Genomic DNA, 16,526 nt, shown 5'->3' with positions numbered 1-16,526 from the left:
AATAGTCAGCTTTCGAGCTGGCTATTTTATTTTGTCTAAATATCTTTTATACTTGTATATGAAAGAATATGTAAAGTAGGAGAAAAAGAAATGCTTGGAACTATTGCAAAAGGAAAAATAATTGATGAAAATGACAACGCCTATTATGTACAAATTGATGGCGTTACTTATGAACTAAAAAAGCAAGAGCTTACCCAAGACGAAATTCCTAAAGTTGGCGATGAAATCGAGGGCTTTATTTATGATAATAAGTCACATGATCGAGAAATGACGCAGTTCTTACCTTTTGCTCAACCTGATCAATATGGTTGGGGTAAGGTAACAGAAGTTCGACCAGGTTTAGGTGTGTTTGTTGATGTCGGATTACCTGATAAAGATGTGGTAATATCAATGGATGATTTGCCACGAGAAAGGGAAAGATGGCCTCGTCGCGATGATCGTATTTTGGTAAGACTAGAAACCGACTATAAGGATCGAATTTGGGCTAAATTGGCTGACGAAAATATTTTTGACCAATTGGCAGCAAACTTCCCTAATGGTATGAATAATGAGAATGTTTTTGGAACTGTTTATGCCACTCGTGAAATTGGGGCTTTTGTTTTAACTAATGATTATTACTTGGGCTTTGTCCACGAGTCACAAATGCCTCGTCCAATGCGTTTAGGTGAGCAATTTAAGGGTAGAGTTATTGGTATAAGTCAATATGGTCGTTTAAACTTGAGTGCTTTGCCACGTGCTTTTGAAGAAATCGACGATGATGCACAAATGATTTTGATGAGTTTACGCAGAAGAGAAACTAAGACTTTACCATTTTACGATAAATCTGATGCACAAGAAATAAAGCGTTACTTCGGCATTTCTAAATCTGCATTTAAGCGTGCATTAGGGCATTTGCTTAAGGCAGGTTTGATTGAAGAAGATAAAACTGCCGAAACAATTACTTTAATTAAAGATCCAGAAGAGAATACTGATGGAGAAGAATAAGTTACAAGATCAAATTGATGATTATTTACGATATAGCCAAATTGAACGTGGTTTAAGCAGCAATACGATTACTGCCTACCGTCAAGATTTGGAAGAATACTTAGCTTTTGTAAAAAAAGAAGGCATGGATTCGTGGCCCACTGAAGCTAGTGATGTAGATGCTTTTTTGGCAAGACAGTACGATTTAAATAAAGCCACAAGTTCAATCAGTCGTCTTATTTCTAGCATGCGTAAATTTTATCAATGGCTTGCGCGTCAAAATATTCAAAAATTAAATCCAATGCTTGAGATTGATTTGCCTAAAAAAGAACGACGTCTTCCTGTAGCTTTGAATCAAAAAGAAATTAATGATTTGCTTGCTCAACCTGATATTAAACGGAAATTAGGCTTAAGAGATCGAGCAATTTTAGAGACTTTATATGCTACAGGTATGCGTGTAAGTGAATTGATTAATTTAGAATTACAAGACCTGCATGAAGATTTGGGTTTAGTTAGAGTACTGGGAAAGGGTTCTAAGGAGCGCTTAATACCAATTAGCTCAGTAGCTTTGCATTGGATAAAACAATATCAAAAAGAAGTGCGTGATCCGCTAATTTTGAAAGCTGGACAAAATGATGAGCATATTTTCTTGAATAGCAGGGCCAAGCAGCTTACGCGTCAGGCAATTTGGCAAATGATAAAAAAGTATTGTCAATCTGCCGGTATTACCAAAGATGTTACACCTCATACATTACGTCACACCTTTGCTACACATCTGCTTGAAAATGGTGCGGACTTACGAGTCGTTCAAGAAATTTTAGGACACTCAGATATAAGCACTACTCAAATTTATACTAATTTGTCTCAAAAACATATTTTACAGGTATATCAAAAGACGCATCCTCGTCTTTAGGTGATTAACAATGCTAATACAGTATAAAAAAGACTATGAAAAAACGGCTATGGGATTGCTCTCATACTTGCCGAATTTTAAAAATATTGAAAATCTAAAAGAAGAAATAGGGCTTAATCAAGAAGATAATGATTTTCTGCTTTATTTGTATCGTAATAAACAGAACAATATTGTAGGGGTGTTGGGTACACAAGTGACTGATCAATTTATCGTGATCAGATATCTTTCTTTAGCTCCCGGTTTTCGTGAAATTAGCTACGAAAAAGAAATCGTAGATGAGCTAAAAAATGAATATCCTGATAAAAGAGTTACTGCTGTGCCTGAGTATACGAATTTATTAAAAACCGTCGAAGAAGATAATGAATAAAAGTAATTTAACGTTAGAATTGCCTAATTTTGAGGGGCCATTAGATTTATTATTGCATCTAATTCAATCACAAAAAATAGATATATATGATATTCCGATTGCTCAGATTACTAGCCAATATTTGGAGTATTTAAGACAAATGCAAAGCCTGAATTTGCAAATTGTAGGTGAGTATTTTATGATGTCTTCAACTTTATTAAGAATAAAATCACAATATTTGTTGCCGCAAAACGATTTTGTAGATGAAATTGAACCTGAAGATGATCCTCGTGATGAATTAGTGCAGCAATTAGTACAATATTCAATTTTTAAAAAAATTTCTGCATATTTCAAAGAACGAAATGAAGAAGTGCCGATTGTTGTTTCTAAGGAAGCCAGTGTTTCAACGTCTGTTAAAGTTCAACCGCTGCCAAAGGGACAAATTACCTCAAATGAATTGGCAACAACTTTTTCAATGGTTTTGCGTCGATTAAAAATGCGGCAGCCAGATACTGCTTCAATTAAAGTAGCTGAAACACCGATTAATGAGATGATTGATTATTTACATCGCCGTCTAGCAAGTAAGCGACAAGTCAGCTTTTTTAGTTGTGCAGACAAGATGCATAGCATTTCTGATGTAATTGGTTTATTTTTAGCAATGCTTGAATTGAGCAAAAAACACGAGATTCGAGTCTTACAAACAAGAGAATTTGGTGATTTAAATTTAGAAAGAAATGATGTAAATGGCAAGTAAAGAGGCAAATTTAGAAGCACTTTTATATGCAGCAGGTGATAGTGGACTAGAAGAACAAAATTTGACTGAAATGCTGGAAATTGACGGAGAATCTTTAGATAAAGTAGCTCAAAACTTGCAACAAAAATTAACGCAAGATGCAGATTCTGGCTTGCAATTGATTCATATTGCTCATACATATAAGCTAACCACTAGTCCACAAACAGCTAAAATAATTGAAAAATATTTTCAAAAGGATTTAACTAAAAATTTAAGTCAGTCAGCCTTAGAGATTTTGGCAATTGTTGCTTATCGTCAACCTATTACAAGAGTGGAAATTGATGACATTCGCGGGGTTAATTCATCCGGCGCCTTGCAGACCTTGGTTTGGCGTGGGCTGATTAAAGCTGATGGAAAAAAAGATGCTCCAGGACATCCTAAATTATACGTGACTACTGATTATTTCTTGCAGTATTTCAATTATCATAGTTTAGCAGATTTGCCTTTAATAGAAGATTTCGCTGATAATGATAGCAATGGCGAGATAGACTTGTTTGAAGCTAAAGGAACTGCAGATAAGCAGATGCAGAAAGAGGAAGAATAAATGGAAGAAAGACTACAAAAAGTAATTGCAGAAGCTGGAATCGCTTCAAGAAGAAAAGCAGAAAAAATGATTGTAGCTGGCCGTGTGAAGGTAGACGGCAAGGTAGTTACTAAGTTAGGGACTAAAGTTGAAACCTTTAGTAATATTACAGTTGATGATGAACCGATTGAAAGAGAAAGTTTACACACATATCTTTTTTATAAGCCACGTGGTGTTGTCTCTACCGCAGATGATGATAAGGGGAGAAAAACAGTCGTAGATTATTTTGAAGATGTGCCATATCGCTTATATCCAGTAGGTCGTCTTGATTATGATACTTCAGGCCTGCTTTTAATGACCAATGATGGCAAATTGGCTAATTTATTGATGCACCCAAGAAATGAAGTTTCTAAAGTTTATGTTGCTAAAATCAAGGGAATTTTAACTCCTGACGAGATTAAAACATTAACTACTGGGGTTAAACTAGATCGATTTAAAGCTGCTCCAGCAAAAGTGAAGATTCTTAAAACAGATAAACGCAAGGATACTCAAATTATTCAATTGACCATTCACGAAGGACATTATCACCAGGTTAAGCGCATGTTTAAGGCAGTAGGTCACTTAGTTGAAAAATTATCACGTGAAAAGTATGCGTTTTTGACTTTGGATTCTCTTACTTCTGGACAATATCGTGAATTATCAAAGCACGAAGTTGACAAGTTAATGAGATTAGATTAATTTATACTTAGAAATTAGATATATAGGTTGTTGTCTTCAAGGCAGGGTGAAAATCCCGACCGGCGGTTAGAGTCCGCGACCCACGCAAGTGGCTGAATCTTTTGATACCGATAGTTAAAGTCTAGATGGAAGAAGACAGATCGATAAAATAAATTTTACTTTACTTTATAAAGGTCTGTTGCTGGAGCAATTGACCTTTTTTGTAGGAAAGAAAGTAAGTTTATGAATAAATCGAAAGCAAATGCTACAGGATTAGCAAATATTATTGCATATGCATTAATTGGGTGTATTGCCTTTGTGGTAATGAAATTTGAATTTTCAATTATTCCTGGCGTAGTTTTTTTAAAGTTTGATTTTTCAGATGTAATTATTACAATCGGAATGTTCATTTTTTGAGCTGTTCCAGGTATAATCATTGCATTGATTAGAATGATTTTGAGTTTGATTTTTGCTGGTTTTGCTCTGCCAAGTGTAGTAGGTGAGGTTGCGGCCTTTCTTGCTTCAATATCGTTTGCTTTGCCATTTTATTTCTTCAGTAAAAATATAACTGTTGAGAATAGAAAGACAAAAATGGGGATAATTAAACCAATATTCGGTTTAATTATTGGCATTATTGCAATGACTTGCGTAATGTCGTTAACTAATGCATTTATTTTAACTCCGTTATATGCAATAACCTCAGTTCCTAATTTACCTGCGATCAATAGTTATGGCGCTTTGTATCACTTTACTGAAAAGGTTTATTTAGGACAATTATTGCATTGGCCATCCATGCAAGCTTATATTTTTACGATTATAGTGCCATTCAATTTACTAAAGGGCGTAATTAATAGTGTAGTTGTATATTTGCTTTTTGAAGCAACAATTAAAACGATTAAGCCTTTTGTACGAAAGAGATTTAATTTGAAATAGAATTATAGAATCCCATTAACTTTTAAAGTTGATGGGATTTTTCATATTCAAAGACCAGTAAAGTATGCTAGAATTGATCCGTTAAGTGAATGGAGGAATTTACAGATGGATAAAAAATCAACAGGGCCATATCAACACTATGAACGGCCGACTGAGAAGCGAAGTTCACAGGATAAGCAGCCTGGTGGATCTGCTAGATGGATTGCAGTTATTGTAATTTTGGTAGTTATCTTAATTGCATTGATTCCAGTTGTTCATCGTTTATCATCAGGCAATTCTGAAAAAGCTGAAGAAGTTCAAACAGTTAAGAAGGTTTCTTCTAAAAAGTCATCTAAGGCAATTAAATCATCTAATAAAGCTAAAAAGACTTCATCTTCAGCTAAGAAGAATTCTGTTAAGACTAGTTCAAGTTCATCTCAAGAAAGTAAGCCTAAGACTTATTTAGTTAAAGAAGGTGATACTTTAACTAATATTGCAGAAAAAAATGGTATGACTGTTGATCAATTATCCAGATTAAATGATCTTGAAGATACTTCAAACGTCAATGTTGGCCAAACACTTAAATTGAGATAATCTTTCAGAAAGGATAAAAGAGGTCGAGCAGTAAGATCTCTTTTTTATTAAAATGCAAGTAGCAGTAGATGGACCTGCATCAGCAGGTAAAAGCACGGTTGCTAAGATCATTGCTAAAAAGCTGTCTTACGTTTATATAGACACTGGTGCAATGTACCGTGCATGTACGGTTATTGCTCGTAATCATCAGTTAGATTACGGGGATGAAGCAGGAATTTTGCAAGCTATTGATGAAGATGGAATTGAATTGAAGTCTGAACATGGTGAGCAAAAGGTTTATGTAGCAGGAAAAGATGTATCTAAAGAAATTAGAACACCAGAAATTTCTGCTAACGTGTCACAAGTTTCTGCATTGCCTAAAGTACGAGAAAAAATGGTTAGTTTGCAACGCCAAATGGCTGGCAAAACTAATGTAATTATGGATGGTCGCGACATCGGTACGACTGTTTTACCAAATGCAGAAGTAAAGATCTTTTTAGTAGCTTCTGCTAGATCTCGTGCTGAACGTAGACTCTTGGATTTCAAAGAACGTGGCATTGAGTCTAAACAAACAGTAGATGAAATCGAACAAGATATTGCAGCAAGAGACTATAAAGACTCACACCGTAAGATTTCACCACTAAAAAAGGCAGATGATGCAATTGAAATTGACACTACAAATATGTCAATTGAGCAAGTTGTAGATGCAATTTTAGCGGAAATTAAAAAAACTCAAAAAATTTTTTAAAAAAACAGTACAAAATAGTAGAAAAATATCAAACTTTCCTTTAAAATGGAACATGATATTGGGAGGTACATATGTCAGAAAACAGTAATCAATTTTTAGACGCATTAAAGCAAATGCAAGGAGTTGAGGTCGGAGATATTGTCGATGTCGAAGTATTAGACGTTGAAGACGGCCAAATCAATGTTGGTGTTGTAAACGCTGGTGTTGAAGGTGTTATTACTCGTCGTGAATACACTTCAGATCGTAACGCAGACTTACGCGATTTAGTTAAGCTCGGCGACAAGTTCAAGGCCTTAGTATTAAGAAGAGCCGGTGGCGATAAGGAAAATGGTGAATTCTTCTTCTCAGTTACCCGCTTGAAGGAAAGAGAAGCTTACGACAAGTTACAAAAGGACTTCGAAGAAGGTAATGCTATCGAAGGCACTGTAACTTCATCAGTTCGTGGTGGTTTACTTGTAGATGTTGGTACACGTGGTTTCTTACCTGCTTCATTAATTTCAAACCGTTACGTTTCAGATCTTAAGCCTTACATTGGTAAGACTATGAAGCTTAAGATTACTGAAATCGATCCTAACAAGAACCGTTTGATTCTTTCACACAAGGATTTAATTGAAGAAGAACGTGAAGAAGCATTTGATAAGGTTGCATCACAATTAGTTGTTGGTGACGTTATCGAAGGTAAGGTTTCACGCTTAACTAACTTTGGTGGATTTATCGATGTTGGTGGTGTTGACGGTTTAGTTCACATTTCAGAAATTTCTTACAAGCATGTTGATAAGCCAAGCGATGTTTTGAAGGCTGGTCAAGATGTTAAGATTAAGGTTATTGGTATTGACGATGACAGACATCGTATTTCCCTGTCTATTAAGCAAACTGAACCTTCTCCATTTGAACAAGCTACAGCTGACTTAAACGAAGGCGATGTTTTTGAAGGTGAAGTTAAGTCATTAACTAACTTTGGTGCATTTGTTGAGGTTGCTGACGGTATTCAAGGTTTAGTACACGTTTCAGAAATTTCAAACAAGCACGTTGACAAGCCAAGCGATGTTTTGAAGGTTGGTCAAACTGTTAAGGTTAAGGTTTTGAACATTGACCCAAGTGACAGAAGAATTTCACTTTCAATCAAGGCTGCTGACTCAAACGCTTCTTCATCAGATAACCACAGTTCTCGTCCACGTCGTTCACGTAACGAAAACTCAGTTAACAATAAGTACATGGGTGACAACGATAACGGCTTTGCATTAGGTGACATCATTGGTGACCAATTAAAGGACCGTAAGTAGTCATTTCTGTTAAAAAAGCCGACACAGAGTCGGCTTTTTTATTTTTATATTTTAAAAGGAGGGCACATATGGCTTTACCAGTTGTTGCAATCGTTGGACAACCAAATGTAGGAAAATCTACACTTTTTAATAGAATTATTAATCAACGCTTAGCAATCGTAGAAGATAAACCCGGTGTTACTCGTGATCGTAATTATGCTCAAGCTGAATGGATGGGCCATAAATTCGATTTAATTGATACAGGTGGTATTACCTGGGAAGGTGGAAAAATCGAAGAAGAGATCCGTGCACAGGCTGAAATTGCGATTGAAGAAGCAGATGTCATTGTGATGCTTACAAATGTAGTAAATCATGTGACAGATCTTGATGAAAGAATTGCACATCTTCTTTATCGCACCAAAAAACCAGTTATTTTGGCGGTTAATAAAGCAGATAATCCTGAACAGAGAAATGATATTTATGATTTCTATAGTTTAGGATTAGGCGATCCTATTCCTGTATCTAGCAGTCACGGGACTGGTATTGGTGATTTGCTAGATGAAATTGTTAGTGATTTCCCAGCTGAAAAGGATAGCCAAGCCAATGATGTTATTTCATTCAGCGTAATTGGACGTCCAAATGTAGGTAAATCTTCAATTGTTAACAAATTATTGGGTGAAGACCGAGTAATTGTGGCAAACGAAGAAGGCACTACTCGTGATGCAGTTGATACACCGTTCACTAAAGATGGTGTTAAATTTAAGGTAGTTGATACTGCTGGTATCAGAAGACGCGGAAAGGTTTATGAAAAGACCGAGAAGTATTCTGTCTTACGTGCTGTGGCTGCTATTGAACGCTCAGACGTGGTTTTGCTTGTTCTTGATGCAAGTACGGGCATTAGAGAACAAGACAAGCACGTAGCCGGATATGCACACGAAGCAGGACGTGGAATTATCATTGTTGTAAACAAATGGGACTTACCAAAGAAGAACAGTACTAGTGCTAAGGAATTTGAACGGGAAATTAGAGCTGAATTCCAATATTTGGATTATGCACCTATTTTGTTTGTGTCAGCTAAAACTGGCCAACGCCTTGATCAAATTCCATCAATGGTTAAAGAAGTTTACGATAATCAGAATCAACGTATTCAATCAAGCGTGCTAAACGATTTATTGCTTGAAGCAAGTAAATTAGTTCCAACACCAATGATTAAAGGAAAGAGATTGCGCGTTTACTACATGACACAAGTAAGCACCAATCCGCCAACTTTTGTTGTGTTCGTTAATGATCCGGAATTAATGCACTTTTCTTATGAGCGATTTTTAATTAATCAATTGCGACAAAACTTCGATTTTGCGGGAACTCCGATTAAAATTCTGCCGCGTAAGAGAAAATAATTAAAAAAACACCAATATTTTGCAAAAATCCTTGTTGTAATAAGGGTTTTGTGATATTTTGGTTTCTAGGAAACAATGATTAGTCTAGATCTAGATCCTAGATCATTATTCCTTGTTTTTCAAAACAAAGAAAAAACTTTGAACTTCGGGTTCAAATTCAGGAGGTGAATTATTTATGGCAAATAAAGCTGAATTAGTTTCTGAAGTTGCTTCAAAGACTAAGTTGACCAAGAAGGAAGTTGCTGCTGCTGTTGATGCTATCTTTGGCTCAATTCAAGACAACCTTGCTAAGGGTGAAAAGGTACAATTAATCGGTTTTGGTACTTTTGAAGTACGTCACCGTGCAGCGCGTAAGGGTCGTAACCCACAAACTGGTGATGAAATCGAAATCCCAGCTAGTGAAGTACCTGCATTTAAGCCAGGTAAGGCTCTTAAAGAAGCTGTTAGGTAAGATGCTTAACGCTATTAAAAGACGTTGGACTTTGTTCCAGCGTCTTTTTTTAGTACAATTAAAGTCTGACTGGAGGCAAAATAATGAGTTATTCAGAACAATTACTTGATTCAATTCAAAACCATGATTTTTCACAAAGCAAACATCTTTTAAAAGAAGCTTTAGATAAAGATGACCCTGAAATTTTATCTTCTTTAGCGGAAAATCTGACCGATTTAGGGTTTACTAATTTAGCTAAAGAAGTTTATCGCGCTTTAATTGCTAAATTCCCCCAAGAAGACTTATTTAAAGTATATTTGGCAGAAATTATGCTCAATGATGGAGATGAAGATGATGGCTTATCGCTTCTTTACGGCGTCTCTAAGGAGTCTTCAGCCTATCTAGATGGTTTGCTTGTACAAGCAGATTACTATCAAACTAACGGCCTAATTGAGACAGCTAAGGATAAATTATTGCAAGCTCTTAAACTTGCCCCGAAAGAAGATGCAATTAAATTTGGCTTAGCCGAGCTTGACTATTTAAGCGGAAATTATGAACAAGCGCTGGCCTTATATGAAGATTTGATTCAACGCCAAAAGACTTTTGGCGAAGTTAATTTAAATCAAAGATTGATTGCAACTAATGCAAAATTAGGTAACTACGAAGCAGCTGCTAAAATTATTAGAGAGCATAGCAGTAGTCTGTTGGATATTGACAGTAAATATGAGGCTGGGTTAGTAATGCTTGCTGTTGGAAATGATGATCAAGCTATCAAGCTATTAGACGAAGTGATTGATCAAAGTCCTGATTATGTTAATGCCTATCCTTTGCTAGCTCAAGCTTATGAGCATAAGCATGATAATGAGCAAGTATTGCGGACTGTGCAGGCAGGTTTAGCATATAACGAATTAGATGAAACTCTTTATTCAATGGGGGCACGTGCCGCTGCTAATTTAAATCAATTGGATACCGCTGCAGATTTGCTCGAGAAGGGCCTTAAAAAGGCTCCTGACAATAGTGAATTACGAATGCAACTATCTAACCTATATCTGCATCGTCATCAGGATAAGCAAAATATTGTCTTATTTAAGGACTTTGATAATGAGAACATTGATGCACAGGCTCACTGGAACATGGCCTTATCGTATGAAAGACTTGATGACACAGAAAAAGCACAGAGCGAATTTTTGTTAGCTTATCCCGATTTTAAAGAAAATCCCGATTTTCTGCATCAAATGATTATGTTCTTTAGCGTCCAAAACAATCCTGATATTACTAAGCAGTTATTGCAGAAATATCTTGAATTAGTACCAGAAGATATGGAAATGCAAGACTTATATAATAATTTGTAAAAAATAAACGTCTGAGAAATTATTCTTCTCAGACGTTTTTTCATTTACGAATTAATAAATGGTGCCGCTTTTGCTTATACGTAAATCCTTCACCTAATGCTTCGTGAACTTCAATAATTGATACAAAAGCATTAGGATCTTCTTGTCTAATTAATTGCTTAATTGCGGCTATTTCTCTAGGAGAGACTACTACGTAGATTACGCGCTTGTTATCTTGCTTGTAGCCACCTAATGCTTTAAAGTGGGTAAAACCGCGATCAAGTTTTAGATCAATCATTTTACCAATTTGTTCATACTTATCAGAGATAATTAGTAACCCACGTGCACTATATGCACCTTGTTGAATCGTATCCATGACACGCGACAAGACAAAAGAAGCAAGTAAAGTGTACATCATGTGTTTAAGATCTAGGTAAGATAGGGATGCAAATAAAACCACGGCGTCACAGAATAGCAGCATTTTACCAGATGAAATTCCAAACTTGATCTGACATATTCTGGCAATAATATCTGTTCCGCCTGAAGTGCCGTTATATCTAAAAACTAGTCCTAATCCTATACCTGAGAGGACCCCTGCCGAAATTGCGGAAAGGAAGAGGTCGTGTTCTAAATCTAATTGTTTTATAATAGGTATTGAACGCCAAAACCAAAGAAAGAAGGAAAGGCAGAGAGTTCCCCAGATTGTATAGGTTAATAAGCGTTTGCCCATAAAACGATAACCTAATATAATTAATGGTATATTAAGTACTAGGGTAGAAAGACCCATGTTAATATTCCAAAAATGGCGCAAGATAAGTGAAATACCGCTTATTCCGCCATCGGCTAATTTATTTGGAACTGAAATGATTTCCAAACTTAAACCGTAGATGGCACATCCCAATGCAATCATAAAGATATCGATAACAGTAGATTTGTTGAGTTTAAGCATGATGATTGCCTCCTTTATGTCTTTTCCTTCATTCTAACAAACTAAAAGTAAAAAAGGTATAAATAAAGAAATTAAGAGTTGAGATTTTACCAATGATCAAAGTAGATAAATTACCAGATGTATTTATTAAAGCAATGCCAGTCTTGCAAACTTTAGAAGATGCTGGCTTTGAAGCATATTTTGTCGGTGGTTCTGTAAGAGATCTTTTATTAGATAGACACGTACATGATGTTGATATCACTACTAGTGCTTATCCTGAAGAGGTTAAGGAGCTTTTTGCAAAGTCGATTGATACTGGAATTAGACACGGGACGGTAACTGTACTATATGGTGGCGAAAGTTATGAAATCACCACTTTTAGAACAGAGTCTGGTTATCAAGATTATAGAAGGCCAGATCACGTTACTTTCGTGCAGAATCTTGATGAAGATTTAAAACGCAGAGACTTCACAATCAATGCTTTGGCAATGGATCTTTATGGTCAAATTGTTGATTTATTTAATGGAGTAGAAGATTTAAAGAACCATATTATTCGTGCCGTGGGCGATCCTGAAAAAAGATTTCATGAAGATGCCTTAAGAATGATGCGAGCTGTTCGTTTTACTAGTCAATTAAAATTCAATTTAGAAGAAAAAACAGAACAAGCGATTAAGGATAATCATGAACTTTTGAAGAAGATTTCAGTAGAACGTATTCGTGAGGAGTTTGTTAAGATGGGGATTGGGCCTCATTCAAGACAAGCGTTTCAAATTTTCCTTGATACGCAATTAAGTGAAGACGTTCCTGATTTTGCGGGAAAAAAGGAATTGTTGCAGATTTATCCACAATTGCAATTTAGTCCAACCCTTGAAACTAGCTTGTGGTCATTAATTATTATTTTGTTAAAGCTTCCAGATGAAGATATCAGCAAATTTATGCGTGATTGGAAAAATTCCAATGCCATGACTGAACAAGTAGAACGGATTATTAAGTTCTTCGACTTGATTTCTGATCATACTCCAAATGATTACGAATTATTCCAAGCAGGTGAAAGAACAATAATTAATACCATAGATGTGGCACACATTTTGGGCCAACCAGTGGCTTCAGAAGCCCTAGTTGATCGTTATCTAGCTTTACCAATTAAAAAGCCAGCTGAATTGGCAATAGATGGACGCTTTTTGATTAAGCACGGGATGCGTCCAGGTGCTGAATTGGGTCATACCCTTAATAAAATTAGAGAGTTAGTAGTTTCAAGCAGATTAGAAAATAGTCCAGATGCAATTGAAAAGTATTTAGAAGACTTAGATTAATAAAAAAGGATGTATCAAAAATCGATACATCCTTTTTTTAAACATAAAGCAAAACGGAGAAATACATTAAAATTGAGCCTAGCATAACGAATAAATGCCATACTGTGTGAATAAATGGCACATTACGCATGCTAAACAAAATTGCTCCAACCGTGTAAGCAATGCCTCCGCTGACTAAAAGCCAAAAACCAGTTGGACTCAAGCGAACATATAAATATGATCCGGATAGAATTACCAGCCAGCCCATTGCTACATAAAGTACGGTGTCAAGAATTACATGTTTTCCGCGATTGAAAATATAGTAAATAATTCCGAAAATCGTTAAGCCCCAGATCAATCCAAACAATGTCCAGCCCCATGCGCCGCCAATTGCGACTAATGAATATGGCGTATACGAACCTGCAATCAGCAGAAAAATTGAGGAATGGTCAAAGATCTGGAAAACTTTTTTAGCACGAGTAAAAACTAAACTATGATATAAAGTAGAAAACAAATATAACAGGACAAGGCATGAACCATAAATAGTAAAAGTTACTATGCGCATGGGACTGCCTGTATGAGCAGCTCTAACAATTAAAACTACTAATCCTGCAACTTCTAAGCCAAAGCCAATTCCGTGTGTAATCGCGCTAAAGATATTATCAAGTAAATAGTATCTTTCTGATCTTACACTTGGTTCTTGCCAAAGTTTTTTAATTTTTGTAATGCACCAATCTAACAATCCAATCATTCCTTTTTTCTTCTTGAAAATTTTTGATATACTAACTATACGTTACTTGCTCATATTTTATCATAAAAATTAAAGTGAGCATCTTAGAATAGGGGTTGAATACATTGTTAAAAATTATGACAGATTCTTCAGTTCAATTGACTGAAGAAGAAATTAAAAAATATGATATTACTGTTGTACCTTTGTCAGTAACTATTGATGGTAAGACATATGTTGACGGTGTAGATATTACTAGACGCGACTTTATTGAAAGAATGGATGAAGACAGTGATGTGCCTAAAACCAGTCAACCTCCAATTGGTCGCTTTGTAGAAACAATTAAAAAGTTGACTGCTGATGGTAGTGAAGTATTGGGCATCTTTTTGGCTAAATCACTTAGTGGAACAATTGATGCCGCTAAACAAGCAGCACAGATGGTTCCTGACGCCAAGGTGGTATGTCATGATTCAGGCTATACGGATCGAAGCGAAGGCTATGAAGTAATTGCTGCAGCTCAAGATGCTCAAGCAGGAAAATCTATTGATGAAATTTTGGATCATTTGAAGAAAATGGAAGACAATATGTATTTGGAAATGATGATCCCTGATTTAACCAATATTGTAAAGGGCGGTCGACTTGGAAAATTGGCTAGTCGCGTAGTCAGCATGTTAAATATTAGAATTTCCTTGCAGATGAAGAACGGCAAAGTTTTAGTACCTAAAAAAGGTCGCGGCAAAAAATTCACCGAAAAGTTCAATGATATGTTGGTTGAACAATTGAAAGAATTAGGCGATCAAGTCAAGCAAGTAGGTATTTCATATGTTGATACGCTGGATGACATGGAAAAATTAGCTGCTCGTTTTAAAGAAGTAAATCCTAATGTAGATATTTTGATTCGAAAAACTAGTCCAATTATTATTACTCATGCAGGTCACGGTGCCTACGCAGTTATGTTTTATACGGAGTAAAAATGGCTTATCGAGAAAGTTTTTATCGTTATTTGATGACGCAGCGTGATGCAGATTCTTCAGATGAAATAGCACAATTTGCGAATAACGCACAGCATGATCTGACTTTTCCTAAACAAGAACAAGATTATGAAAAATTGTCAGATTATTTAGAATTAAATGCTAGTTATTTACCAAGTATGTATATTTTTGATCGTGCTTATAGAATGTACGAAGACAAAATGATGTATTAAGCCCAAGCCCCTGTTGCCTGGGCTTTTTTATTAAATGAGAAATTAAAATGAAGGTAATGATTTTTATTGGACTTATCGTTTTTGCCGTTGCTTTGGCAACGATAATCCAGCAACGATTTTTACAAAAAATATCAGTTAATTATATAGCTCTGGTGATTGGAATAGCGATTGCCTTGGTCCCGCAGACAAATATTTTAATTGAAAATTTTAATTCAGAAGTCTTTTTAGACTTAATTGTGGCACCGCTCTTATTTTTTGAAGGTCAAAGAACCAGATTATATAGCATTTTACGTAGCTGGCGTGCAATTGTAGGCTTAACGGTAGTAATGATCGTAATAGCGACAATTGTAGCAGGATTAGGAGTTCATGCTTTTAGACTATCATTGCCGTTATCTTTTATTTTGGCAGCTGTTTCTACGCCAACCGATGCTACGGCAACTGAGTCTGTTATCCATGGTTTAAAATTACCTAAAAAAATAAGTTTTTATCTCAAAGATGAATCTTTATTTAATGATGCATCTGGCATTATATTGCTTAATATGGCAGTAGAATGGTATATTCATAAGCAACTTCATGTTGTTGAAGCAATCGTCGATTTTCTTTACTCTGCTGGTGGAGGCATTTTGCTAGGCATTTTGATTGCTGCTATTTTAGTCTTTTTGCGGCAAGCGAGTTTTAGATCAAAATATCATTTAGCATCTGATCTAAGAATGCCGATAGAAGTGCTGTTCTTTTTAACGCCTTTTATCATTTACTTTATAGCAGAAGAAATTCATGTTTCAGGAATAATAGCTGTAGTAGCTGCAGGGTTGCTTCATAATGTGGAATCAGAGCGTAGTCGCTTAACTAACGCTTCAATCTTTTATAGCAGTCATCAATTTTCGCAGTTAATAATTGATATTTTAAATGGCGTCGTCTTTTTGCTTTTAGGGATTATTATTGTTCGTTCAATGCGAGAAGATGTTTTTAATCAACAAACGATTGAAGCGATTTTAATTGGTATAATCTTATATGTCGCAAATTTAGCAGTGCGCCTTCTCTATTGTCGTTTTTCACCATCGATTAAAGGAAAAGTCAGTTCAAAAGGTGCATTGATTTTCAGTTTAGGCGGGATTCATGGTGCGGTAACTTTTGCCTTGGCTTATACTTTAAGTGAAATGAGCATCAATATTGCTGATTTTCATTTGATCTTGGTTAGTGAAATTGTATTAATTTTGCTCAGTTTGATAGTTCCTACTATTGCATTTAGATTTATTTTAGAAAAAGATAAACCTGATTTAGATCAAAGAAAAGAAGTAAATCGTGTACGTAAGGCAATGGTTCATTACGCATTAAAGCAAATGAATCAGATTTATTTGCCTAAAAAAATAAGAAAGCAATTAGAGTTTGATTTGCGAACACAAATGAATCAGACTTCGATTAAGGACTTTATTAAAGAAGTCAAATATACTGTTAAACAAAAAGAAT

At 35.6% G+C, this 16,526-nt stretch carries 18 protein-coding genes, 1 pseudogene and 1 riboswitch; of the genes and pseudogenes, 17 read left to right on the top strand and 2 right to left on the bottom strand.

Translation table 11 applies throughout. The features are described 5' to 3' along the window. The first annotated feature begins 90 nt into the window (after nucleotides 1-90). The 13 genes and pseudogenes from HMPREF0518_RS04425 (at nucleotide 91) to HMPREF0518_RS04365 (ending at nucleotide 10,929) form a co-directional block, all read left to right on the top strand. Nucleotides 91-984, top strand: coding sequence for a CvfB family protein (locus tag HMPREF0518_RS04425; protein ID WP_003626533.1), 894 nt, complete (start codon nucleotides 91-93; stop codon nucleotides 982-984). Further along, a complete protein-coding gene (gene xerD / locus HMPREF0518_RS04420) occupies nucleotides 971-1,876 on the top strand; it encodes a site-specific tyrosine recombinase XerD (protein ID WP_003626532.1) in 906 nt (301 codons plus the stop codon). The genes HMPREF0518_RS04425 and xerD overlap by 14 nt, the downstream gene beginning before the upstream one ends. Nucleotides 1,877-1,886: 10 nt before the next feature. Then, nucleotides 1,887-2,243, top strand: coding sequence for a hypothetical protein (locus HMPREF0518_RS04415; RefSeq protein ID WP_003626531.1), 357 nt, complete (start codon nucleotides 1,887-1,889; stop codon nucleotides 2,241-2,243). Next, nucleotides 2,236-2,976 (top strand): segregation and condensation protein A, encoded by a 741-nt coding sequence (locus tag HMPREF0518_RS04410; protein ID WP_003626530.1) that lies wholly within the window; start codon nucleotides 2,236-2,238, stop codon nucleotides 2,974-2,976. The genes HMPREF0518_RS04415 and HMPREF0518_RS04410 overlap by 8 nt, the downstream gene beginning before the upstream one ends. Then, entirely contained in the window at nucleotides 2,966-3,559 is a 594-nt protein-coding gene (scpB, locus tag HMPREF0518_RS04405; protein WP_003626529.1) for an SMC-Scp complex subunit ScpB, read from the top strand. The genes HMPREF0518_RS04410 and scpB overlap by 11 nt, the downstream gene beginning before the upstream one ends. Then, entirely contained in the window at nucleotides 3,560-4,276 is a 717-nt protein-coding gene (locus tag HMPREF0518_RS04400) for a pseudouridine synthase (protein WP_003626528.1), read from the top strand. It begins immediately after the preceding gene. Between the two features lie 28 nt (nucleotides 4,277-4,304). After that, nucleotides 4,305-4,417: riboswitch (FMN riboswitch) on the top strand. Between the two features lie 81 nt (nucleotides 4,418-4,498). Continuing rightward, nucleotides 4,499-5,188: pseudogene (locus HMPREF0518_RS04395) on the top strand (ECF transporter S component). Between the two features lie 105 nt (nucleotides 5,189-5,293). After that, complete coding sequence (locus HMPREF0518_RS04390) at nucleotides 5,294-5,761, top strand: SAG1386/EF1546 family surface-associated protein (RefSeq protein ID WP_003626525.1); 468 nt, start codon at nucleotides 5,294-5,296, stop codon at nucleotides 5,759-5,761. A 52-nt stretch (nucleotides 5,762-5,813) separates the two neighbouring features. Next, nucleotides 5,814-6,488 (top strand): (d)CMP kinase, encoded by a 675-nt coding sequence (cmk, locus tag HMPREF0518_RS04385; protein WP_003626524.1) that lies wholly within the window; start codon nucleotides 5,814-5,816, stop codon nucleotides 6,486-6,488. Nucleotides 6,489-6,559: 71 nt separating this feature from the next. Further along, on the top strand, nucleotides 6,560-7,771 hold the full coding sequence (rpsA, locus tag HMPREF0518_RS04380) for a 30S ribosomal protein S1 (RefSeq protein ID WP_003626523.1): 1,212 nt from the start codon (nucleotides 6,560-6,562) through the stop codon (nucleotides 7,769-7,771). A 68-nt stretch (nucleotides 7,772-7,839) separates the two neighbouring features. Then, nucleotides 7,840-9,147 carry a ribosome biogenesis GTPase Der gene (gene der / locus HMPREF0518_RS04375; RefSeq protein WP_003626522.1) on the top strand — a complete coding sequence of 436 codons (1,308 nt, stop codon included), beginning with the start codon at nucleotides 7,840-7,842 and terminating at the stop codon, nucleotides 9,145-9,147. A 175-nt stretch (nucleotides 9,148-9,322) separates the two neighbouring features. Then, nucleotides 9,323-9,598, top strand: coding sequence for an HU family DNA-binding protein (locus tag HMPREF0518_RS04370; protein ID WP_003626521.1), 276 nt, complete (start codon nucleotides 9,323-9,325; stop codon nucleotides 9,596-9,598). An 83-nt stretch (nucleotides 9,599-9,681) separates the two neighbouring features. Next, nucleotides 9,682-10,929, top strand: coding sequence for a tetratricopeptide repeat protein (locus tag HMPREF0518_RS04365; protein WP_003626520.1), 1,248 nt, complete (start codon nucleotides 9,682-9,684; stop codon nucleotides 10,927-10,929). A 40-nt stretch (nucleotides 10,930-10,969) separates the two neighbouring features. Here the strand turns inward: HMPREF0518_RS04365 and HMPREF0518_RS04360 are convergent, their stop codons facing one another. Next, nucleotides 10,970-11,857: a YitT family protein gene (locus tag HMPREF0518_RS04360; RefSeq protein WP_003626518.1), complete on the bottom strand. Its 888-nt coding sequence runs from the start codon at nucleotides 11,855-11,857 to the stop codon at nucleotides 10,970-10,972. A gap of 92 nt (nucleotides 11,858-11,949) precedes the next feature. Between HMPREF0518_RS04360 and HMPREF0518_RS04355 the strand changes: the two genes are divergently transcribed. Next, nucleotides 11,950-13,149 (top strand): CCA tRNA nucleotidyltransferase, encoded by a 1,200-nt coding sequence (locus tag HMPREF0518_RS04355; protein ID WP_003626516.1) that lies wholly within the window; start codon nucleotides 11,950-11,952, stop codon nucleotides 13,147-13,149. Between the two features lie 37 nt (nucleotides 13,150-13,186). Here HMPREF0518_RS04355 and trhA read toward each other — a convergent pair whose 3' ends face one another. Then, nucleotides 13,187-13,879 (bottom strand): PAQR family membrane homeostasis protein TrhA, encoded by a 693-nt coding sequence (trhA, locus tag HMPREF0518_RS04350; RefSeq protein ID WP_003626514.1) that lies wholly within the window; start codon nucleotides 13,877-13,879, stop codon nucleotides 13,187-13,189. A 116-nt stretch (nucleotides 13,880-13,995) separates the two neighbouring features. Between trhA and HMPREF0518_RS04345 the strand changes: the two genes are divergently transcribed. From HMPREF0518_RS04345 to HMPREF0518_RS04335, 3 genes are all read left to right on the top strand, one after another. Then, complete coding sequence (locus HMPREF0518_RS04345; protein ID WP_003626512.1) at nucleotides 13,996-14,826, top strand: DegV family protein; 831 nt, start codon at nucleotides 13,996-13,998, stop codon at nucleotides 14,824-14,826. 2 nt (nucleotides 14,827-14,828) lie between these two features. Beyond that, nucleotides 14,829-15,059: a YozE family protein gene (locus tag HMPREF0518_RS04340; protein WP_003626511.1), complete on the top strand. Its 231-nt coding sequence runs from the start codon at nucleotides 14,829-14,831 to the stop codon at nucleotides 15,057-15,059. Between the two features lie 47 nt (nucleotides 15,060-15,106). Continuing rightward, on the top strand, nucleotides 15,107-16,526 hold a 1,420-nt coding region (locus HMPREF0518_RS04335), incomplete at its 3' end, for a cation:proton antiporter (RefSeq protein WP_003626509.1).

The organism is Lactobacillus helveticus DSM 20075 = CGMCC 1.1877 (genome assembly GCF_000160855.1).
Taxonomy (GTDB): Bacteria; Bacillota; Bacilli; order Lactobacillales; family Lactobacillaceae; genus Lactobacillus; species Lactobacillus helveticus.
Note: the sequence above shows the minus strand (reverse complement) of the source record. Positions and strands in the feature narration are given on the sequence as shown.